The sequence below is a fragment of the Vibrio wakamikoensis genome (assembly GCF_050337275.1).
GTDB classification, from domain to species: Bacteria; Pseudomonadota; Gammaproteobacteria; order Enterobacterales; family Vibrionaceae; genus Vibrio; species Vibrio chaetopteri.
The window spans coordinates 261041-282230 of sequence record NZ_JAKJST010000014.1 but is presented as its reverse complement, the minus strand read 5'-3'; the positions used below and the strand labels follow the sequence as shown (position 1 = coordinate 282230).

Annotated in this window: 20 protein-coding genes and 2 pseudogenes; 5 read left to right on the top strand and 17 right to left on the bottom strand. The window is 44.1% G+C overall.

Features of this window, described 5'->3' with window-relative positions; genetic code table 11:
* From L4C42_RS05990 to L4C42_RS05975, 4 genes and pseudogenes are all read right to left on the bottom strand, one after another.
* A pseudogene (locus tag L4C42_RS05990) lies at positions 1-494 on the bottom strand (transposase); the annotation flags it as partial.
* A gap of 96 nt (positions 495-590) precedes the next feature.
* Positions 591-1025 (bottom strand): electron transfer flavoprotein subunit alpha/FixB family protein, encoded by a 435-nt coding sequence (locus tag L4C42_RS05985; RefSeq protein WP_418643008.1) that lies wholly within the window; start codon positions 1023-1025, stop codon positions 591-593.
* A gap of 41 nt (positions 1026-1066) precedes the next feature.
* A pseudogene (locus L4C42_RS05980) lies at positions 1067-1535 on the bottom strand (electron transfer flavoprotein subunit alpha/FixB family protein); the annotation flags it as partial.
* A gap of 19 nt (positions 1536-1554) precedes the next feature.
* On the bottom strand, positions 1555-2304 hold the full coding sequence (locus tag L4C42_RS05975) for an electron transfer flavoprotein subunit beta/FixA family protein (protein ID WP_353499210.1): 750 nt from the start codon (positions 2302-2304) through the stop codon (positions 1555-1557).
* 115 nt (positions 2305-2419) lie between these two features.
* On the opposite strand from L4C42_RS05975, the gene L4C42_RS05970 reads away from it, so the two are divergent.
* A complete protein-coding gene (locus L4C42_RS05970; protein ID WP_353499209.1) occupies positions 2420-4105 on the top strand; it encodes an electron transfer flavoprotein-ubiquinone oxidoreductase in 1686 nt (561 codons plus the stop codon).
* Positions 4106-4128: 23 nt separating this feature from the next.
* Here the strand turns inward: L4C42_RS05970 and L4C42_RS05965 are convergent, their stop codons facing one another.
* Positions 4129-5058: an alpha/beta hydrolase family protein gene (locus L4C42_RS05965; RefSeq protein WP_353499208.1), complete on the bottom strand. Its 930-nt coding sequence runs from the start codon at positions 5056-5058 to the stop codon at positions 4129-4131.
* Between the two features lie 187 nt (positions 5059-5245).
* Between L4C42_RS05965 and L4C42_RS05960 the strand changes: the two genes are divergently transcribed.
* On the top strand, positions 5246-5476 hold the full coding sequence (locus L4C42_RS05960) for a PAS factor family protein (protein ID WP_353499207.1): 231 nt from the start codon (positions 5246-5248) through the stop codon (positions 5474-5476).
* A gap of 52 nt (positions 5477-5528) precedes the next feature.
* Here L4C42_RS05960 and L4C42_RS05955 read toward each other — a convergent pair whose 3' ends face one another.
* The 12 genes from L4C42_RS05955 to L4C42_RS05900 all read right to left on the bottom strand — a co-directional run bounded on the left by L4C42_RS05955 (position 5529) and on the right by L4C42_RS05900 (position 19557).
* Positions 5529-6698, bottom strand: coding sequence for an aminotransferase class I/II-fold pyridoxal phosphate-dependent enzyme (locus L4C42_RS05955; RefSeq protein ID WP_418642980.1), 1170 nt, complete (start codon positions 6696-6698; stop codon positions 5529-5531).
* Positions 6699-6760: 62 nt separating this feature from the next.
* The gene (locus L4C42_RS05950) at positions 6761-7930 is read right to left on the bottom strand and encodes an iron-containing alcohol dehydrogenase (protein WP_353499205.1); all 1170 of its coding nucleotides are present in this window, start codon (positions 7928-7930) and stop codon (positions 6761-6763) included.
* Positions 7931-7994: 64 nt separating this feature from the next.
* Positions 7995-9437: a transaminase gene (locus L4C42_RS05945; RefSeq protein ID WP_353499204.1), complete on the bottom strand. Its 1443-nt coding sequence runs from the start codon at positions 9435-9437 to the stop codon at positions 7995-7997.
* Positions 9438-9533: 96 nt separating this feature from the next.
* Positions 9534-10931: an aldehyde dehydrogenase gene (locus L4C42_RS05940; RefSeq protein WP_429759785.1), complete on the bottom strand. Its 1398-nt coding sequence runs from the start codon at positions 10929-10931 to the stop codon at positions 9534-9536.
* 29 nt (positions 10932-10960) lie between these two features.
* Complete coding sequence (gene buk / locus L4C42_RS05935) at positions 10961-12040, bottom strand: butyrate kinase (RefSeq protein ID WP_429759783.1); 1080 nt, start codon at positions 12038-12040, stop codon at positions 10961-10963.
* Complete coding sequence (locus tag L4C42_RS05930) at positions 12040-12990, bottom strand: phosphate acyltransferase (protein ID WP_429759781.1); 951 nt, start codon at positions 12988-12990, stop codon at positions 12040-12042. Before L4C42_RS05930 ends, buk begins: the two co-directional genes overlap by 1 nt.
* 425 nt (positions 12991-13415) lie before the next feature.
* The gene (locus L4C42_RS05925) at positions 13416-14078 is read right to left on the bottom strand and encodes a hypothetical protein (protein WP_353499200.1); all 663 of its coding nucleotides are present in this window, start codon (positions 14076-14078) and stop codon (positions 13416-13418) included.
* A 305-nt stretch (positions 14079-14383) separates the two neighbouring features.
* Positions 14384-15289 (bottom strand): LysR family transcriptional regulator, encoded by a 906-nt coding sequence (locus tag L4C42_RS05920; RefSeq protein ID WP_353499199.1) that lies wholly within the window; start codon positions 15287-15289, stop codon positions 14384-14386.
* Entirely contained in the window at positions 15279-16091 is an 813-nt protein-coding gene (locus L4C42_RS05915) for a LysR family transcriptional regulator (RefSeq protein WP_429759778.1), read from the bottom strand. The genes L4C42_RS05920 and L4C42_RS05915 overlap by 11 nt, the downstream gene beginning before the upstream one ends.
* A gap of 60 nt (positions 16092-16151) precedes the next feature.
* Positions 16152-17801, bottom strand: a complete 1650-nt coding sequence (locus tag L4C42_RS05910) for a mechanosensitive ion channel family protein (protein ID WP_429759776.1) — start codon at positions 17799-17801, stop codon at positions 16152-16154.
* Positions 17802-18021: 220 nt separating this feature from the next.
* Positions 18022-18285, bottom strand: a complete 264-nt coding sequence (locus L4C42_RS05905) for a hypothetical protein (RefSeq protein ID WP_418642985.1) — start codon at positions 18283-18285, stop codon at positions 18022-18024.
* Between the two features lie 78 nt (positions 18286-18363).
* Positions 18364-19557: a C45 family autoproteolytic acyltransferase/hydrolase gene (locus L4C42_RS05900; RefSeq protein WP_353499196.1), complete on the bottom strand. Its 1194-nt coding sequence runs from the start codon at positions 19555-19557 to the stop codon at positions 18364-18366.
* 135 nt (positions 19558-19692) lie between these two features.
* Between L4C42_RS05900 and L4C42_RS05895 the strand changes: the two genes are divergently transcribed.
* From L4C42_RS05895 to L4C42_RS05885, 3 genes are all read left to right on the top strand, one after another.
* Positions 19693-20106 carry a helix-turn-helix domain-containing protein gene (locus tag L4C42_RS05895; protein ID WP_353499195.1) on the top strand — a complete coding sequence of 138 codons (414 nt, stop codon included), beginning with the start codon at positions 19693-19695 and terminating at the stop codon, positions 20104-20106.
* 133 nt (positions 20107-20239) lie between these two features.
* Positions 20240-20617 carry a hypothetical protein gene (locus L4C42_RS05890; RefSeq protein WP_353499194.1) on the top strand — a complete coding sequence of 126 codons (378 nt, stop codon included), beginning with the start codon at positions 20240-20242 and terminating at the stop codon, positions 20615-20617.
* A 63-nt stretch (positions 20618-20680) separates the two neighbouring features.
* Positions 20681-21190 (top strand): hypothetical protein, encoded by a 510-nt coding sequence (locus tag L4C42_RS05885; protein WP_418642986.1) that lies wholly within the window; start codon positions 20681-20683, stop codon positions 21188-21190.

Sequence of the window (21190 nt, the reverse complement as noted above, 5' to 3'; positions counted from 1 at the left end):
AGAAGCAAGAGTCCGACTTCCGGCAGAGCCACGACTCATGTTAAAGAGCTGCTTAACTCGGCTGACTAACCGAATACGATTGGCATCCGGCTTTCGTTGTTTAAACTCGTAGTAGCAGGAAGAAGCTACATCGAACAGCTCACAAAGAACTTTGACCGGTTCATGCTCCCTCAACTGGTCAATTAGCGAGAACGTTCGAGTTCGTCCGACATTAAGAGAGCTGTGGCCTTTTTTGGTATGGATTTTTCTCTTACCAAGCGATTAATCCTAGCTTCTAACTCTTGGATCTTCTGCTGTTCTGGCGTTAGAGCTTTAACCGCTGGCGTTTCTCCGCCGCGCTCAATCTTTAGTTGATCTACCCAGCGTCGTAAGGCCGTATCGCCGATATCTAAGGATCGTGCCGCCTCAGATATTGAGTAACCTTGATCAAGAACCAAGCTTGCGGCATCTACTTTGAACTCAGGAGAAAATGTACGTCGTTGTCGTTTTGTCATTGAACACCTCATTTACGGTGGAGACTTTACCACCTAATTTGGTGTCCGGGATCATTAAACCACTACAGCTAGTATGTTTGAACAACGAAAGATAGGCTAAGGCACCTTATCAATCAGCTCCGGCATGATTTCGAATAAGTCTCCAACTAACCCATAGTCTGCCACCTCAAAGATCGCTGCATCCGGGTCACTATTAATTGCCACGATAACCTTAGAGTCCTTCATTCCCGCCATGTGCTGAATAGCTCCGGAGATACCAATAGCAATATATAGCTCAGGAGCGACAATTTTGCCCGTCTGACCTACTTGCAGGTCGTTAGAAACAAAACCGGCGTCGACCGCAGCTCTTGATGCGCCAATGGCACCACCCAGTTTGTCGGCCAAGCGCTCAACGAGAGCAAAGTTTTCTTTACTGCCTAGACCTCGACCTCCTGATATAACGACTTTTGCTGACGACAAGTCGGGGCGCTCTGATACCGTCTGTTGAGAATCAATAAAGCTAGCCAGGGTTTGTTGAGAAGTCTTTGACACAAGCGCTTCAACTGATGCATTTTCTTGGCTATCCGTACTCGCTGAATCAAACGCTGAGCCACGAATCGTCATCACCAACTTGGAATCGTTGGACTTTACTCTCGCTAGCGCGTTGCCGGCATAAATTGGGCGAATAACAGTATCGGGTGATTCGATTTGAATAACGTCTGACAACTGCCCAACATCCAGCAGCGCTGCCACTGTCGGCATAAGGTTTTTGCCAAATGTTGTTGCTGGTGCAAGAAAATGAGTAAACACCCCGCTCAACTCAACAATAATAGGAGCGACATCTTCAGCGGTGGGATGTTTGAATTGCTCGGCATCGACACGGATTACCTGCGTTACTCCCTTCACTTTTGATAAGCTTTCCGCTATTGCTGTAACCTTGTTGCCTACCACAAGAACAGCAATATCACCGCCTATCTGGCTTGCAGCATGTAGCGTTTTCAGCGTATCTGCGGCGATATTGCTATTATCATGCTCAGCAATGACCAATGTTTTACTATCCATGATTTACCCTCCCCCTTAGTCAAAGCACTTTGGCTTCATTACGGAGCTTATCCACCAGCTCGTCGACACTCGCTACCGATTGACCCGGTGCGCGTGATTTCGGAGCCATCACTTCTAACACCTCTTGACGCGACTCAATATCAACCGCTAATGATTCAATGGGAACGACATCTAGCGGCTTCTTTTTCGCTTTCATTATGTTGGGCAAAGAGGCATACCTTGGTTCATTGAGGCGTAAATCAGTGCTGATAATCGCTGGTAACTGCAAACTCAATGTTTCCAATCCGCCATCCACTTCTCTTGTCACTAATGCAGCATCTCCTTCGATAACAAGTTTCGATGCGAATGTACCTTGTGGACGATCAGTCAGAGCGGCGAGCATCTGAGCAACTTGGTTGTTGTCAGTATCAATAGATTGTTTGCCCACTAACACCAATTGAGGCGATTCTTGTGACATAACTTGCTTAAGCACTTTTGCCACGGCTAAAGGCTCTAACATTGACTCGGTTTCAACATGAATGGCGCGATCAGCCCCTAAGGCAAGTGCATTACGAAGTGTCTCTTGAACCGCACTATCACCGATGCTGACCACTACAATTTCTGTCGCTACTCCTGCCTCTCGCAGCCGAATTGCCTCTTCAACTGCAATCTCGCAAAAGGGGTTCATCGACATTTTCATATTGTTGGTTTCAACCCCAGACCCATCGTCATTTACTCGGATTTTTGCATAGGGATCGATGACACGTTTAACCGCCACTAATACCTTCATACACCCTCCTGTTTTGAACACAAGCGCCATAAAGTGGTTATAAAATGAGCTTAGCTAAGTTTACGTTTACGTCAACTGCACTATAGTTATACGTAACATCTTTAAGATCCGATGGATGGCAACCAAGGTGTACAACATGCAAAGAGAATCAATGGAATTTGACGTGGTGATTGTAGGCGCGGGCCCCGCTGGGCTCTCGGCTGCCATTCGACTAGCTCAATTGCAGCAGCAAGAAAAGCCACTTTCAATCTGCGTGATAGAAAAAGGGGCTGAAGTCGGTGCGCATATACTCTCCGGTGCCGTTTTTGAAACTCGTGCATTAGATGAGCTTTGCCCCGATTGGACAAGCCTCGGCGCTCCAGTTAAAAACCCCGTCACCAATGATGAATGTTTGTATCTCACCACTCACCTCAATCATGTCGTAGTACCTGAATTTCTGACCCCGAACAGTTTAAAAAACAGCTCAGACAACCATGTCATAAGCCTTGGTAATTTATGTCGATGGTTAGCTGATCAAGCAGAGCAGTTAGGAGTCGAAGTCTTTCCTGGTTTCGCAGCGAGTAAGGTCTTATATGATTCAGCGAACACCGTGGTTGGTGTGCAAACCGCTGACATGGGTCTCGACAAAAACGGAGAGAAAAAATCTAACTTCGAGCCCGGTATTGATCTCCTATCTCAATACACCATTTTTGCGGAAGGAGCTCGCGGTCATCTAGGTAAATCACTCATCGACAAGTATTCTCTCGACCATGACATGCAGCCCCAACACTATGCGCTTGGCTTTAAAGAGCTGTGGCAACTGCCAAAAGACCATCCGCATTATAAACAAGGACACGTTGTCCACGGTGTAGGTTGGCCACTCAGTGAAACGAGTACCACTGGTGGTAGCTTTTTATACCACTTACCCAATAACCAGGTTGCGGTTGGTCTGATTACCGACCTCAATTACCGCAACCCTCATCTCAATCCTTTTGAAGAATTCCAACGCTTTAAACATCATCGAGCTATTGCCAAATATTTGTCCGATGGCGAGCGTTTATGTTTTGGGGCAAGAGCCATTGCCAAGGGGGGATTGCGTTCACTACCGAAACAACAGTTTCCCGGTGGCCTGCTCATTGGCTGTGACGCTGGTACGCTCAATATGGGGAAAATTAAAGGCAGCCACACGGCTATGAAATCAGGTATGTTGGCGGGAGAAGCAGTATTTAAGTCTCTAGTGGCACCGCAACCAGAGCGTGAGCCTGACTATCAAAGTGAATTTGAATCTTCATGGCTTTATGATGAGCTGGCAAGCACCCAAAATTTTGGTGCTAACCTTCATCGGTTTGGTGAGCCCATTGGCGGGCTAGTCAATGTAGTCGAACAAAACTGGTGGCCAAAGCTATTCAAAAGATCTGCACCATGGAAAGTGCAGGATCTTACGGAAGACCATGCCTGCCTAGATCGAGTCAAACAGTCCAAGCCCATCGACTACCCTAAGCCAGACGGCAAACTAAGCTTTGATAAACCTTCCTCTCTGTTTCTCTCTGGTACGCAGCATGAAGAAAACCAGCCGTGTCATCTTCTTCTGCATGATCCAGATCTGGTTATCGAGACCCACCTACCCCAATACAACGAACCGAGTCAGCGCTACTGCCCAGCAGGTGTCTATGAAATCATCAATTCCGACGGACAACCACAGTTGCATATCAACGCGACCAACTGCCTTCACTGTAAGACCTGCGACATAAAAGACCCATCGGCAAACATTAACTGGACATCACCTGAAGGCGGTGGAGGACCAAGCTATCGTGGAATGTGATCAGCAAGAAAATGGCTTTATCATCACGACTGTTTTTTTAGCCAGATTTGAATATCCTCAATCACCAGACTAAGAGCATCATCTCCCGTAGAGCGCTTCAATCCGTGGTTAAGATCACCGTATAACTTGAACTCTATATTGGGATTGCTACTCGCGATATCTTCGGCCATCTCGATAGCCGAATCGACCGAGACGCTCTCATCCTGACCAGCTTGGATGAGTAAAACAGGTGTATTGATTTGCTTTATGACCTCAACTTGGTCGACTGAGAATACACCTCGCCACCATTTATAACCGTGATTACTCATATCCAGCTCAAAGGGTTCACTGTCTAATAGGTGATTGTAAAAACCCATAAAGCCTTGACTTTCTTGTTCAAATACCTCTTCAGAAGAAGCGTCAACACGAATACTGTGGATTACATCATCAATAAACTTTCTACCACCGCTATTAATGGAAACAGTATAAGAAATACGATCAGAGTTCGCTGTTAGCATATTGGCAATCAGCCCGCCTTCACTCCCTCCAACAATCATGACTCTATCGTAATGCTGGCCTGCCTCCACATGAGCCAACACTTGCAAATAATCACTGACACGTTGCTCAGGTGAATCATTGTCAATATACGCCTTAGGACAGTCCGCTCTCTCAATCTCCTCACTCAAACGCAAGCTTGCATCGATACCATACTTTTCGACAGTCAATACATCGGCGTTGGGGAGTATCTTTGGTAACTCTTGATTAATTCGGGCGTTTTGAGTAACGCTATTACAGTCTGAGCCTTGAACTAGAATGAGTAAGTCATCATGGTTTGGGGTATTCTTTTTTAAATAATATTGAAGCTTTGAACCATCTTCCCTTATTAGCCCAAGGGCTTCTAGAGCGAAGGTATGGTTTGAATACGACAGCAGCACCAAAAACAAAACAGAACTTACTTTGTAAACAATACTCATTGCGCTTTACCCTATATCCGTCTAAGAATTAAACATCAAAACATTATGCTGACCATGAGGCAATCCTTCGTTAAAAACGTGCGAACAGTTTCACGTTGATAGTCTGTAGTGTGACAGTTGCATAAGAAACTCATTCTCAAGCTGGCTACAATCATACTCCCCCGTAGTAAAAAGAAATGGATACACCATGAAAGAGTTAATTTATCAAACGCTTGTTAGCCTCTCCAACAAAATGCCAGAAGAGCACGCTGAAATCAGACAAAACCTTTATGAACAGTTAGATCTACCTTTCAATAAACAGGCAGATCTGTTTGCTAGCGTTCTTAGCCCTGCTGGTTCAGGTAAGTTTGAAGATGATCAGGCAATGAGTGCGGCTGTAGAAAGTGCCATTCGTTTGTTAGAGACGCCTGAGCACTAATCAGATTTCGGAAGGGATACAACCCTAGAATTGGGTTGTATCAATAATATAATCACCTTAAGAGTGCGTGTCGAATACAAGTTCCTACATTCTCAATAATACGCGGAGTTAAGCCTGTTAAACTAATTCTTCCGTTATCAAGTAAATATATAGCATCCCTAGTTCGCAATGCGCGTATATCCGATAGTGCGAGTGGCAACTGAAAAAACACCCCGTAAACTGTGTGTGTAGGTATTGCTTTATCATTATTAATGGATGTTAATAGAGCGTGTTTACGCTGTTTTAGTAAGCTCCGAACGTCCATCAATTCCTTCTCCCATGTCATACGCAACGAATCGTCGCCTAGTATTTCAGTCACAATAGATGCACCAAACTGTGAAGGAGAAGAATAGTTACTGCGAATAATGCCATTCATTGCCTCCTGAACCGCACGTGTATACCTTTCACATTCGACTTTTATTGTTAGTGCGCCCACTTGTTCGTGATACAAAGTGAAATTTTTAGAAAACGAAGTGGCAACAATGAGGTTTGGGCATATCGACGAAATAACACGAATGGCTTCACTATCCTCTTCCACTCCACGTCCAAGCCCTTGGCTGGCATTGTCGATGATAGGGATAAGTTGTTTACGACGACATACCTGTGCGATTTGCTGCCACTCTTCACTCGAATACACACTACCAGAAGGGTTGTGCGCGCCCGATTGCAAAATGAGCGCATCATTGGGCTTGGTATCAACAAGCTGCTGTTCAAATACTTCAACTTGGCTAGTGTGCTCAAAAAATTGTGTGGCAAGTCCGGCAGCTTTGGCGACATTTTGATAATTAGACCAGCATGGTGTACCAATCCAAATTCGCTCGCCTTTAAGTTGCTGAGCGAAAAAATCAAACGCTAGCCTCAACGCCCCCGTTCCTCCAGGCGCTTGTACTGAGGCTAGTTGTTGCGCGTTTTTCTGACAGAAATCAGCTCCAAATACCAAATGCTCTACGCCGGAAATAAACCGCCTGGTTGAAAATGGTACTCTGCCCCAGTTTTGAACAACACGTTTCTGGCTTTCTAACACAGTGGGCAACACCATAGCGTCACCATTATCATCACACAAAATACCGCTGACTAAATCGTACTTTGCCGTTCGGGTATCCTGTTGAATGAGTTTGGCAACGCGCCTCACATCATCCAGCTCAGCTGGTTTTACATTTTCAACAATTCGCATCGGGATCATTTGGAACCTAACTTAATCAGATTTCGCTTTTACTGCCGTTTTATTGTACCAATGAACAACGATCAGTTCGGCAGCAGTTTACGGAGAATATTCTCGCATTGAGCTGGCGTCATATAACGCGGCACCGGATAAGTACCGTGTGCTTCTTTCAACGCTCGCTTAGAAATTTCAGCAAAATCTTCCGCTTTTAACTGATTAATAGTTTTAGGGATGTTCAGCGTATCGTTCATCTGTTCAACCGCCTCAATAAACTCAAGACCAGTGTTAAGGCCTACCATCTTCGCCATACTTTCAAACTTTTGCTCACAAGCAGACAAATTAAAGCGCAAGATGTGTGGTAGTAGCACTGCATTAGCAAGACCATGAGGAACATGATACAGAGCTCCTAATTGGTGAGCGATAGCATGTACGTAGCCGACAAATGCCCGAGTGAACGAACAACCCGCTTGATATGATGCAACGGCCATCCACTCACGAGCCACCATATTCTCACCATCGGTATAGGCAAGTGGCAAGTTCTTAAAGATAGACTTAATCGCATCTTCGGCATATTTGTCCGTCAATGTCGTGCTGTAGCCACCTAAGTACGCCTCAATAGCATGCGTCAATGCATCCATACCTGTTGCTGCGGTAATAGAAGCAGGAAGTGCAGCCATCAGAGCAGGATCCAAAATAGCGTCCTTTGGAACCAAGGACGGATCAATAACAGCAAATTTTGCGTTGTTTTCTTTGTCCGAAATAACAGCAGCTAAGGTTGCTTCTGAACCAGTACCCGCAGTTGTAGGAATGGCGATAAGATGCGGCAGTTTCTTACGGATTTTAAGCTGACCAGCCATTTGACGTACATCGATGTTGCGCACAGCTTTAGCACCGATGATCTTGGCACAATCCATTGGCGAGCCACCCCCCAATGCGATAATACAATCACAATGGTTGTCTTGATAAATCTTGAAGCCCCACTCGACAGAGGCCACACAAGGATCTGGCTCTACACCATCAAAAACCGCACATTCCAAGCCACTTTCGTTCAACGAGGCAATAACTTTGTCGGCGATCCCCAACGAAACCAGCGTTTTATCAGTCACAATGAGAGGCTTTTTCATACCTTTCTTCGCCAGAATTTGACCTACTGAATCGACAGCTCCAAAGCCCTGATGAACATCTGGAAACGGTATATTAATTAATTTATTGATCTGCTTGCTGATAGCGATAACAGCTTTGTATTGAAACATTGCAATCTTTCCTAAACTAAAAGCGGGCCCATTAGGGCCCGTAATCTAAATAAGTAGCCGTTATTTAGGCCTTTTCGATTTGAAACATGTTGACTACTGCTTCTTCGAAGTACTTAGCAAAGATTTCGCAATCGCCCTTCGTAGTTTGTGGTGATACAAGCCACATGTTTAGACCGAAAGGAATGATCATCACGCCACGGTTAAATAGGTATAGGAAGATGTAATCAATAAAGTGTCCTACGATACCGATGCCTTTCACGCAATCTTCAATTTCTACTGGTGTTTCTTTACAGAAGTGTAGCCAAGTACGCGCACCAACTTGCTCAGTACTTAGTGGTACATCATATTTAGCAATCACTTCGTTCAGCTTCTCAGTAAGATAGCTGTTAGTCTCGATCATTCCACGGAAGTTTTCTTCAGTAACGTTATGCTCAAGGTTCAAGCGCAGCGCTCGTAGAGAAAGCGCATTACCAGTCATGGTCGTTTGTTGCCCCAAAAGACCAGCCATATGCCAAGGTCCCTTGCCAACTGTTTCTTGGAATAGGTTTGCAACATCCTCAGAGAAACCATACACACCACATGGAACGCCACCAGCAATACACTTACCCGCTACCCAAATGTCCGGTTTTAGACCCCACTCACCTGTTGCACCATGGTGAGCTGTTGTTTGCATATGAGTTTCATCAATCAGTAGCAGCGTGCCGTATTTAGTACATAGCTCGCGTAGACCATCATGGAAACCTGGCTTAGGTAGCGTCAGACCAGAGTTCGACAATGCAGGTTCAGTTAGTACAACCGCTACATCACCGTGCTTAAGCTGCTCTTCAACCGATGCCAAGTCGTTAAACGTCGCTACGCGAGTAAACTGTGATGGATCTTGACCTGGGTAGATCTCAGGAACGCGGTACTCAACCATGCCTTCTTCTGGCATCCAAGCGTTAGTTTCATCAACAGTGCCGTGATAAGCCATGTTGAATTGAAGTACCTTACCGCGGCCCGTTGCAAGCTTAGCCAGTTTAATAGCAAAACGGTTTGCATCAGATGCAGATAGAGCGGTAAACCAGTAAGGCATACCAAAGCGCTCACGCAGCAATTCAGAAGCGATAACAGCATCTTCACTGGTTGCTAGTGTGTTGATACCGCTGTTTTGAAGAAGCTCAATGATACCTTCCGTCACTTTATTCTTTGGAGAGTGACCGTAGAAGTCCGGTGTATCTCCAAGGTTAAAGTCGACATACTCGTTGCCATCTACATCGAATGCGCGGTTATCTTTGCTACGTTCAATGTAAAATGGATGCGGTACGTGCCATACACTTTGCCATGAGTTAGTCACGCCGTTTGGCATCGACTTTGCCGCACGCTCGTGCATTTCTTTACTTTTCTTCATACGAGAAACGTAAAGCGCTTCTTCTTGTTGATACAGATTCTCTAGGTTTTCTACGTCTACATGTGTACCCGCAATTTCTGGCATCCAAAGTTCAGGGTTACGATAAAATTGATCAGACATGATAATTTCCTTACTACTAGATTTAAGTTTGTATTTAGAGATAACTAGCTATCTCTTTAAATTTCTTGAGATTGAGGCACATTGGTGCCTCAATAGTTAGATAATTCGGTTGCCACCTTGAGCCATCGCGAAACGACGAACTCGAGTGAAGTCTTTTGACGTCGTAATACCTTCGCCAGTTGGACCGGCAATAGTGAAGGATGTGGTCCCTGCTCCGCCGTATCCTAAACCAGCCAAGGTTGGGCCATTTTGAGTGAATACTGTGGTACCAATACGCTTGGCAAACTTGGTTACATTGTTAATGTTGTTTGAGTAAATACAGGCCGAGTGTCGATTGCCATGTTCTGCTTCGACAGCCATCCCTAAGGCTGAATCAAAGTCTTTACATCGCACGATTGGCAGTACTGGCATCATTTGCTCAAGTTGAACGAATGGGTTGTTAAACTCTGTTTCGAAGATCAGTAGCTCAACTTGTGACTCTGTCTCGACGCCGATAGCCGCCAAGATTTTGCTGGCATCTTGTCCTACCCACTCTTTGCGTAGGTGATATTCGCGATCCATGCCGTAACTACAAGGTTTAGCTGTCTCTTGCGTCTCATCTGCAGTCAGTACGAGCTCTGTTACTTTTGCCGCTTGTTCTGAATTGAGTAAGTAAGCGCCATTCGCTTGCATAGACTCAATCAAAGCATCTGCTTTAGATTCGGTGACAAACACCTCTTTTTCACCAATGCACAGCAAGTTGTTATCAAAAGAAGCGCCAGCCACGATGAATGGACCTGCTACTTCTACATCTGCGCTGTCATCAACAATCACAGGAGGGTTACCAGCACCAGCACCAATTGCCTTTTTGCCAGAGCGCAATAGAGCGTTAACCAGTCCAGGACCGCCAGTACCAACAAGCATTTTCACTTCTGGTGCTTTTGCAATTTCTTGCAATGTTTCTAACGTCGGTTCTTGAACCATAGTGATAAGGTCTGCAGGACCATTTGCCGCAATAATCGCTTTGTTCAGCTCATCGATGATGAATGCCGAGGTATTTTTTGCAGATGGGTGTACATTGAATACCACTGCATTTCCGCCAGAAAGCATCGAAATTGCGTTATTCACGATTGTTGGTACTTCATTGGTCACTGGCGTTACCGCACCAATAAGTCCCACAGGCGCACGTTCTTCAATAGTCAGCCCGGCATCGCTAGATACGGCTTCTGTTCGTAGTGAGTCTGGACCTGGTGTTGCCATCGCTGCGAGTTGGTTTTTGGCCACTTTATGAGGAATACGCCCCAGTTTTGTTTCCTCTACTGCCATCTGACCTAATACTTCAGATAGCTCCATCACCTTGTCACGGATTGCTGTTATTAGGCGTGTTCGGCCCTCTATACCAAACGCTTGCTGATAGCGAGTTTGCGCAGCTGCACCACACTTCACCGCTTCCTCTACTGTGCTATACACACCTAATTGATTGCTCACTTGACCTTTTGAATTATCAGTTGTCATTGTTCAGTTCCCGTATTGTTTCGATTGGACTAAGCTGTCGTTTTTATATTTTCGCTGTAATGCTTCGGAGTAAGGTTTTGTCTGCAAACGCGGTAAACACCCGCAGCCAATGCTTCCAATTCCATCTCACCTGGATACACCGCAATGTCTGCTAAATAGCCAACACGCTTTGATAGCTCGGAGACCACATACTTGCTATAAGCAATGCCGCCAGTCAGAATCACGCCATCAATTCTTCCGTTGACCACTGGTGCCATTGCGCCAATTTCTTTTGCTACTTGATAAACCAATACATCAACGATCTTGCGGGCTTTTTCATCTCCGCGCTCTGCAGCTTGCTCTACTTCAAGCATGTCCGCGGTGCCAAGGTAGCTATACACGCCACCCTCACCCTGAAGCTTCTTCTTCATTTCACCGTGGCTATACTTTCCGGAGTAACAAAGATCGACTAGGTCGCGAGAAGGAAGGCGTCCGCTACGTTCTGGGGTCATAGGGCCCTCTGCAATGGCATCCGTGACGTCAACCGCGCGGCCTTGCTGGTGCATACTGATTGTGATACCGCCACCCATGTGACAAACAATCACATTCAACTCTTTGTAATCACGCTGATTTTCTTGAGCAAAAACCTGTGCCACCGCCTTTGCGTTTAGTGCATGGAATCGACCATGACGTTTGATGTCGCTCAGGCCACTGTATGAAGCAAGATCACTGAGTTCGTAGGTAACAGGAGAGTCTGTGAAATATGCTTCGATGCCATACTCTTTAGCTAATTCATGTCCAATAAGTGATGCCAAACTTGAAGGGTGTTGGATCTTGCTCTCAGCTTGGTCTTTACATACCGCTTCATCGACAAGATACGTACCACCAGGAATAGGTTTCGAAGCCCCGCCTCGGCAGCCAATCGCCTCGATTTGAGACATATCGACACCATTTTCGACTAGTGCATAAACAATCAATTGCTTACGAAAGTCGTACTGAGCAGTGACGTTTTCGAATTGCGCCAACTCCTCACTAGAATGGCGAATAACGTGCTCAAACTGCTTATCTAAATCTTGGAATAAGCCAATTTTTGTCGATGTTGAACCTGGGTTAATAACAAGAATTTTCATTACGCATTCTCCAACTCTGCTTTGTCAGAACTTACTTTTTCTTGTGCGTCAACATTGCACATGCACGCCATAGCGATAGAGAGGAGTTTTTCTTGCTCACTGTCGGCTCGGGAAACCACTACAACCGGAACTTTTGCGCCAAGGACGACACCCGCGTAGATGTAGTCGCCCATGTACTTCAAGGCTTTCCCAAATACGTTGCCGACTTCGATGGATGGGGCGATAAAAATATCTGCATTGCCAGCAACAGGATCGGTACAACCTTTCATTTCCGCTGCTTGCTTTGATAACGCTAAATCAAGTTGTATTGGACCGCTTACGGTGCAACCTTTGATTTGACCAATTTGATTTAAGCGTTGTAGTTCAGTGGCATCGAGAGTGGCTGGCATTTTGTCATACGACTTTTCTTTTGCGCACAGCATCGCTACATTCGGATGGCTATTTCCCAATGCGTGAGCCATAGTGACGGCGTTATTAATTATTTTTTCTTTCTGCTCCAAAGAAGGCGAAATATTCATTCCAGCATCTGTCAGTAGATAATATTTTTCACTACCTTCAGACATAAGTAATGCTGTATGGCTAAGTAAACTATCGGTACGTAGTCCAAATTCTCTTTTTAGTAGTTGTATTAACAGCGTCGATGTTTCAATCAGGCCTTTCATTAAAATATGGCCTTTGTCATCAGCAATAAGTCTTACTGACATTTCTGCAATCGCATCATCACCCTCGGCAATTACTACTTCGAAGCTTGCCAACGAAGCACCAGCCAATTCGACAGCTTGAGTGATTTTGTCAAACTCTCCAACCAAGGTGATCTCAACGTCGAGCTCTACTCGTGCTAGATCGACAGCTAGAATAGTCGCCTTATCATGGGCTGCTGCGACAACAATACGTTTAGCTCGATGTTGCTGCTCTCGAACCTGATTCAGAAAACGGTTAACATTGTTCATTTATTTCTTCCTATCAATCCTACAGATACCAGCGCATATTCATGCTTAGGTAGCTTTGTTGAACGCAGGAAAGTGTAAAGCTAAGAACGAATAAGGTATGAATTGAACATGTTCGATAAAACTTACAACTGAACTCGGTCTAGTAGCAATTAAAAGTCAACATTGAGACAAGCAAAACTTAAGCGTTCATAATCTCGAATCAGTGTTGAGTTATTAAACCATTGTTAACATTGGGATTTCCATAAAGAGCTAAAAACAAAAACACAATTAAACGGTGTAGGTTCGACACAACCTTTCGTATGACAACATGCATTAATTTACTAATATAAAGATAAAATCCGATTAAATTAGTAGAGATTGATCGAAGCAATAGAACAAAAAAAGCCCTGCTCAAAAGCAGGGCTATCGTCAAAATTTATTGCGCTCTAATTAAATGTATACTTTGCACCGACGCGGATATTTATCTCACGGGAATTCCTGTCAGCCCAAGAAAGACCTACTGTAGGATGAAGATCACCGAAAATAGGAATATCGAACAAATAGAAGCCAGCATCAAATGTATTTTCAATCGCTATGGATGTCTTCGAGGAGTCTAGCGCTTCATATTGAACCGTTAAGTCCATCATCCACCTTGGCGCAACGATGGCTGAAATACCTGTTTTTATGTAGGCTGCAGACTCTGATTTACCATAAATTGAGTCTTCTTTGTCAGTTGATGAGTCATAGTTTATGACACCTGCAGTAATAGGGATTGAAACGCTTCCACTACTAAAAGGGATAAATCCAGCACCCAATTTCCACATACCAACGCCCTTGGACACTTTAGTGACAAAATCCCCTTCTGCCTCAATCAAGAATCGCTCTTGAACATTGATATTAAAACCGGCATACATACCCATCATGTGCTCGGATTCATCGTGAGTGTAATTATTATTAAAATAAGGATTTAACGAATTCTGTGTGAAATGACGTTGCTGTATACCAACAGCAATATGGGTCGGATTTAGTGCTAGTTGGGCATGCGCTACAGAATGATATCCTAGAGCAGTCGCGAAACATAGCGTAACCTTGATTGATTGTTTCTTCACCACTTACTTCCCTAATAATGGCTAATGGACACTTTTTAGTACATGCTGAGTAATGAAATCAAACACGTACTATTCTTCTCTAAATGCACTCTAGATAAAAGTGCGGTGGAAATAGAGTCTAAAAGCGTACGGAGTGAAACCACAAATTGAACTTATAAGACGAAACTTATTAGTATTCTTGAGCTTATATCCATTCCTCCACAGCATTGAGAGTCAGATCCAAAAAGTGAGCCCAAAAAACTGTTATTTACACCCACAGAAAGGTTGTAAATAGTTATACGTAATATGAATAATTAAACAATATATCAGGGAAGCGCTATTCCAGAGATGGCTAACCCTGGTTTAGGGCTTGAAAACTTATTAATCAACCATGCAGCATTCTTATCAATAGGACGGTGTTTTTGCCATACCATTTGAAGTGGCCACCAAAGCGGGCTTTCTCCCCTTGCTTTCAATTGCACCAGTTGACCCGACTTTAAATAAGGTTCAACGCAATAGTAAGGAAGCTCCGCCCAACCAATGCCTTTTTGAAGCAGAGCTAACGTCATTTCTATACTGTTCATTAGCCAATAGTTTTCAGAAAACTTCGATATTTGATCAATACCAAAACCCAAATAGCTTTGCGGTAATAATTGTAAGTGAGAGCCTATATCGTCTGTATTGAAAGTAGATTGGATATCCGCTAACGGATGGTTCGGTGATACAACCGTCACAATCTCCGCATAGCCAATTAAACGTGAAGATACCCTCGTGTAAACACTTCCATGGAAAAACACAACACCAAAATCCACAATACCATTTTCAATACCCTGCAACGTTTTTGTTGTAGACAAGTATTGAATATCCAAACTCAAATCCGAATTTAGCCTATTTAACTGCCACAACGCTTCGTTAAATGGCGTTATTGGCAAAACATCAAGCATTGCTATGTTGAGCTTTTTGTTCTCAGCAACACCACTTTCCGTTATTTTTTTATCAATTTCTGATAAATGCGTTAGTGTATCGTTGGCATGACGGGCGATGATCTCCCCATCAATCGTAAGCTGTGCTTTGTATCCTTCACGATTAATAAGTTCCAGGCCTAGGTCTGCCTCTAACATGCTTAACCAAACACCGACTTGTGAGGGACTTTTTCCCATTGATTTAGCGACACTATTAATGGACCCCTCCTTTTGGATCGCTACCAGTGCTCTTAAAGCATCAACTTGCATTCTTAACCTCCGTATTGAGTTCTCTGTTCATCTTTGCCACCAACCAAGCTGTTGCGGTACCAACATCTACAGGTGAACCCAATAGAAACTGTTGATAAAATTGCTGTTTATTTTCGAGAAGCTGATAATCGCTGCCCTGCTTGTAAAGGGCTAATAGATGTTCTGGCACCCAACTCCAGCCCATATCATTCAATATGAGCTGTAATACAACCTGCGGATTACTAGCGGTCAAGCTTGCGTGATCATACGGGGTAATAGGTGCCCAAGGCGTACCAATAAAGCTCTCCTGTCTATGCGCATAACTACTAGTTATTGGGACAAATTTACACGTCGATAAACGATGCCATTCCCAATCCGCAAAGTTTGGATTCACCTTAACCTCATCCGAGGAAACGATAATGATGTCCGCATTAAGTGCTCGCCGCTGGGCCAAGATTTGTGTATGGGGAAAGCGCAAATGAAATTGCTCTAGCACCTCACAAAGTGAATCTCTAGGAAAACACTCATCAATATAGATTTTGATCTCTGTTTCAATTTTGGCGTGTAGACTTTTCGCTATATTAGTTAGGTGCCTCAAAGCATCAGATCGACGCTGACAAAGGGTATAAAGCGTACGTCCAGCCGTATTCAGTGTCACCTTCTTACCGCTACGCTCAAAGACTTGAAAACCCAATTCCGTTTCTAGCCGCGACATTAACAACGAAACTGAAGCTTGAGTTCGCCTTAATAACCTAGCGGCAGCGCTAAATGAGCCATGTTCAACAACAGTTTCAAATACCCGTAGCTGCTCTACGCTGTACATCCTGCACCTCTTTTAGATCGAATTTTCATACCATTGATTAATTTGTTTAATTGAGAAGGCTTAGTCACTCACCGTATGTAGGTAAACATCTTGCTGCGGAAATGGAATAGAGATCCCTTCTTGATCAAACCTTAGTTTGACTTGCTTGGTTATATCCCAATACACATCCCAATAGTCTTCTGTATCAACCCATGGCCTTACGATAAAATCGACAGAAGAAGTATTAAGAGTGTGGACTTTAACCATTGGCTCCGGGGTTAGATGTACCGATGGGTGAGAACGAACAATGTCATTGAGCACTTTTTCTGCATGATGCAAGTCATCCCCGTAGCCAATGCCGAAAACCATATCGACGCGACGGGTCTTTTCATGGGTCACGTTTTTAATCACATCCCCCCAGATTTTACCGTTTGGCACAATAATCACCTGATTATCAAATGTACGAATGGTGGTACTGACTAAGCTCATGTGGCTGACCTTGCCATCAACGCCACCGGCAAAAACAAAGTCTCCAACATCAAAAGGTCGATAGATGAGCAGCATCATGCCAGCTGCAAAATTAGACAATGTATCTTGCAAAGCAAAACCGACAATAACACCTGCTACACCAAAGCCTGTCAGGATAGGTGCTAAATTGAGCCCTACTTGGGACAGTCCAACCAGAATACCGACAACCCAGACCGCATTTCCCGAAACGGAAATAAAGAAATGCTGCATTAAGTGAGACAAATTAAGGTTTTGGCTTTTCACCGCCTTTGCTACTACCCTACGAACAACCTTAACTGCTGAGCGAGTAATCAGTAAGACAATGAAAAATACAACGAGCTTGAACAATTGTTGTGGGGCTTGTTCTACCAACCACTCCAATGCTTGTTCTGACCAATGTACCAGTATTTCTAGTAACACTTGGCCTTCGAATATCTCGTGTGTAATGTTCCCTGACACCTCAAATAGCTGTTTCTTATAGACTGCAGTTTCAATATCCAAACGATCTGCAATGGTCACAAGGTAACGCAATCCTTCTGACTCAATCGATAGCCTTTTATCAATGATAATATCGTGTAATTGCTGTTTCGCTTGTTTGGAATCCTGCTCATTAATCAATTGGAAAGAAGCGTTAGAAATTTGATTGCTGTAATAATCGGTTGCAGACGATGTAAGTCTTAACTGCTTTTCAATAGTGTCACGTAAGCGCAACTCACCCACTTCGTCTTTCACATTTAACTGTTCAAGCCAATTGAAGTTGGTCAATCTTGCTTCATATATCCAGCCAAGATGATCTTGCGCCTCTTTGTAATCTTTTAACACCAGCAATTTTGATTCATCCTCGGCAGAATCAAAATATTTATTAAGCTCAGAAAGGCGCTCTATCAAGTACTGTTCCGCATCTAAGGTGTACAGTTGCTGCTGCCTTACCAGAGCAATTAATTCTTGTTCTGATAATGACCGTTTCTTCATTGTACGCGCCAGAACAGCCCGTAATTCTTTATTTTTATTGAAGATACTAAACTGAGTAACGTCTAGTTGCTCACCTTCAAGACCTTGCAAAGATTGTGATAGCTCTGAGATTTCCGAGCTAATCACTTCTATTTGGTTACTATTACTACTAGTTTCTTCTGCAACAATTACACTCGACCACAAAACCAAGAGCAAATAGCTAATAATCAACATTAATTTTAAGTTGATTACCTTTTTATTTTCAAACAACATTACATACACCTGATACTAATCTATTTTTTTCGCTCTCAGCTTTGAGGCGAATTCGATTTCCGCACCACATCCATATAAATATTGTTTTCCCTAACGAACGGATAACCTGCAGTGTTCCACCTCGACCACTTGGTTGGCTCTTGAAAAAGTCACCGAATGGCGTGGTAACTGCCTTACCTCTTGCGCACAGCCACTGACTGCACAAACCATCGAAAGAAAACTAATCCACTTCATGTCTTAACGAATGCTCTACACTCCACAGTAAACGTCTAGCCTCGATTTCTTGGATCATTGCACGTCTGGCGTCTCCGCATTCTCTATCAGTAACGGACTGCCCTCTTCTTTCTAATTCTTGAATCACTGCTTCATTGTAGCCATAGGCGAGAGACTGACAGAGCTCATATGTATCTTGATGTTCAATTGAAATGCTAGCGCATCCAACCATCAACGTGGTACAAGACCACAAAACTAGCCTTGGTTTCATCATCGTTTCCTAAAAACGCGCAAGCCTAGGAGGATTGCGCGTTACTACCCTATTCAGATTTACTCGTCGAATTTGGAATTACTTCTCAATACATACTCGTTGGAAATCATTCCAATCACCCACACCTGGAGCCACGTCCATACAGCCCTCTTTGGCATCCATTACCGCTGTCAGTGTGGAGATGAAATCAGAACCATAGGCTGCATGCTGTGCGATTGGCTTAGTATTCAAAACATATTTAGCAGCATCGACATTGCCCTCGGGTGTGTTGTCGATGAACTGCTGTGCAAACTCTGCGCGCCACTCGGTGTATGCTGTCGCAACCGTGCGTTGTACGCTTTTCTCACCTAGACCAACAGACTCTGCGAAGGCTTGCATCACACCTGGACGCTCTGAGTGGTTGGCGTGGCCAACACCAGCAGGACGTTTGATCACATAGTTCTCACCATCAAGCATTTCAACGCCAACGGTATTACCGTTACTATCCGCAAAGTTAAAGTGAGAAGCGACCACTGTGCGGTATTGGTCTAGGATCTTTTCGGCATCATCAACATTCTTAGCATTTCGCACGAGATAGTTTTGAAGTGCACCTAGCTCAATCGCACTGTCTGCTTCAAGCCCAACACCTTTAGAGTCAGTGCCTTGGAAGTTAATCACAACACCAATATCTTTGCCGAGCGTCTGACCTGAGCCATAGAAGCCAGATGCCATCACTTGTACATAATCATCCGCTTGCAATACCCAATAGTTACCCCCAGAAAGTGATGGCGTGTCGTTTACCTGACCAACCACACCCGTACCAGCGAAACTTACTGTTGTACATCCACTTAGCGAAGACTGAGCTGCCGACGCCAACGCTGCATCTAATTGCGATAGAGTGAACATGGTTTCCAGTGAAATGCCACCCACTTTGGCCAGCGCTTCAACGATTTCAAAGTACTCAGGATTTAACTTTCGTGAATTTTCTAGTACCTTCATTGAGCTTTTCTCAAACTCGACAACATCAATCCCTGCTAGTTTATAGACGTACTGCGCTTCCTTAATACCACGTCGAACTTCTTCTCCTACCTGCTTTTCAAACAGCTCAGCGTACTCCGCTGGTTTTACGCCACGAATGTCCACAATTGGTAGGCTTTCTTGCTGCACATACGCCTGAGGCGCATAGTACGGCTGATTCACGTCCAGTCCTGGTGCTGGTTCAAGAGAAATCGCCTGAGCTGCGCCAGAGAGTGCAAGTGCGGTAGCAAGGATTGCGCGTTTAGTCGTTAGCATGGTGTTTACCCTTATGTATTTAGTTAATCAGTTGAGACGGCTCATGTCTCTGTGTCTGACTATTAAATTATCATTTCAAATTTCCAAAATTCAGATACCATTAAAGGACTGATTCCAGAAAAACGGACAAAGGCGATGGCAGAAATAGAAACCGAAGGATTCGAGTTTTTTGGTGTTGAAGAGACGGTATTTCGAAAAATGGTCATAGAACGAATCGAAGCGCTCATGGTTCAAGAAGGCCTATCTAAAAACTCGCTGGCAAAAAAGGCGGACATTGGCCGTTCAGCCCTGTATGAGAAGATGGATAGAGAAGCGAAGAGTCATTTCACCATTTTGGACTTTTTCCGAATTGCCAAAGCACTTGATGTTAGCTTACTGCAATTGTTCCCCATGACTCAGTTAGAGCGCGTACATGGTGGTCAACTGCCGCTTTCGGCAAGTACGCTAAAGTTTCTCGATCTCATGCTAGCGGCACCTAAAGAGGACATCGAGTTTCTCTCTAACTTCTACGCTTCTTTACAAAAGCGCGATGGTAACAACGAAGACTAATACCCAAAAGTCACATCCATAATTCATACAATTTACTCCGTTACTTTCCGAATAATGGAAAGGCACTCTAGTAATCTAAGCCCCAGTCGCACACAACGTGCTTACTTTGAGCCCGAGATTACTGGAGGCAACCATGAAAGCCATTCATAAAGTTTTTCTAACCCCTTTACTAACACTTGCCATGTGCTCGACTACATTGGCTGCTAAGTCACCAGAACCGACGTCTAGATCAAACCAAACCGAGCAATATGCGATGGTTATCGCGTCGGGGAAAATGCTCAGCCTTACCCAATGGAAAGTAGAAGTAGATTTCGGTCAAGCGCTCAAAATCGGCATCAAAAATAAAGACCTACTTAGAGATGAGGAAGGTAAAACCCTTTCCTTTAACTCTCCAATGGATGCGCTCAATTATATGAACAGCCAAGGCTGGGTATTAGTGTCCGCCAATTCCACTGACAATCGATTTACTGCAGTCATCAAACGCAAGGTGATTGAAAGTGATGCTGAATAACACCGGGTTAGTTGCCACTCAAATTTGTTATTACTGAATTAAGCAATATAAGGCGGTCTTCACGTGGAAAATAGACGAATTATACCGAGCATTTTTATTTCGACAGCACATAGCAGTTTGTTGCAAGAACCTTTAGAAAACAAAGTGAGCATTCCTGATCTATGTGCTCTATCGGCATCAAGTTATTCATCGCAAATTAGGCCAGTTCATTTACTAGATCATAATCAAGTAGCTGGCTTGTCATCAGAGAGACGCACGCTACTCGAGTCAGATACAAACCGACTAAGAATCAGAGCATTAAGCTGCTTGATTTTGAAACATCAACAGGAGTTTGAAGCCTTAAAGCTGCCTCTGCTATCCGCACTCAAAGGCGACAAACTCGAAGTTGAACCGTCATGGGAGCTTGATCAAAGCCGACGACTATCTCTAATCCAGATATTGCACCTACTCAGCAATATGGTTAGCCGAAGAGAGTATCTAAGTAGCTCTTTAATTAGCACCGGTTTTACCGCTGCACTTAGTATTTTTGAATCATTAGATTTAGAAAAAACATCATTACACAACAATCGTTAG

What these genes read in the sequence shown, in the direction of transcription:
- L4C42_RS05975 (WP_353499210.1), bottom strand. Translation starts at nt 2,304, where the DNA reads ATGAAGGTATTAGTGGCGGTTAAACGTGTCATCGATCCCTATGCAAAA.
- L4C42_RS05970 (WP_353499209.1), top strand. Translation starts at nt 2,420, where the DNA reads ATGGCAACCAAGGTGTACAACATGCAAAGAGAATCAATGGAATTTGAC.
- L4C42_RS05965 (WP_353499208.1), bottom strand. Translation starts at nt 5,058, where the DNA reads ATGAGTATTGTTTACAAAGTAAGTTCTGTTTTGTTTTTGGTGCTGCTG.
- L4C42_RS05960 (WP_353499207.1), top strand. Translation starts at nt 5,246, where the DNA reads ATGAAAGAGTTAATTTATCAAACGCTTGTTAGCCTCTCCAACAAAATG.
- L4C42_RS05955 (WP_418642980.1), bottom strand. Translation starts at nt 6,698, where the DNA reads ATGATCCCGATGCGAATTGTTGAAAATGTAAAACCAGCTGAGCTGGAT.
- L4C42_RS05950 (WP_353499205.1), bottom strand. Translation starts at nt 7,930, where the DNA reads ATGTTTCAATACAAAGCTGTTATCGCTATCAGCAAGCAGATCAATAAA.
- L4C42_RS05945 (WP_353499204.1), bottom strand. Translation starts at nt 9,437, where the DNA reads ATGTCTGATCAATTTTATCGTAACCCTGAACTTTGGATGCCAGAAATT.
- L4C42_RS05940 (WP_429759785.1), bottom strand. Translation starts at nt 10,931, where the DNA reads ATGACAACTGATAATTCAAAAGGTCAAGTGAGCAATCAATTAGGTGTG.
- buk (WP_429759783.1), bottom strand. Translation starts at nt 12,040, where the DNA reads ATGAAAATTCTTGTTATTAACCCAGGTTCAACATCGACAAAAATTGGC.
- L4C42_RS05930 (WP_429759781.1), bottom strand. Translation starts at nt 12,990, where the DNA reads ATGAACAATGTTAACCGTTTTCTGAATCAGGTTCGAGAGCAGCAACAT.
- L4C42_RS05920 (WP_353499199.1), bottom strand. Translation starts at nt 15,289, where the DNA reads ATGCAAGTTGATGCTTTAAGAGCACTGGTAGCGATCCAAAAGGAGGGG.
- L4C42_RS05915 (WP_429759778.1), bottom strand. Translation starts at nt 16,091, where the DNA reads ATGTACAGCGTAGAGCAGCTACGGGTATTTGAAACTGTTGTTGAACAT.
- L4C42_RS05910 (WP_429759776.1), bottom strand. Translation starts at nt 17,801, where the DNA reads ATGTTGTTTGAAAATAAAAAGGTAATCAACTTAAAATTAATGTTGATT.
- L4C42_RS05905 (WP_418642985.1), bottom strand. Translation starts at nt 18,285, where the DNA reads ATGAAACCAAGGCTAGTTTTGTGGTCTTGTACCACGTTGATGGTTGGA.
- L4C42_RS05900 (WP_353499196.1), bottom strand. Translation starts at nt 19,557, where the DNA reads ATGCTAACGACTAAACGCGCAATCCTTGCTACCGCACTTGCACTCTCT.
- L4C42_RS05895 (WP_353499195.1), top strand. Translation starts at nt 19,693, where the DNA reads ATGGCAGAAATAGAAACCGAAGGATTCGAGTTTTTTGGTGTTGAAGAG.
- L4C42_RS05890 (WP_353499194.1), top strand. Translation starts at nt 20,240, where the DNA reads ATGAAAGCCATTCATAAAGTTTTTCTAACCCCTTTACTAACACTTGCC.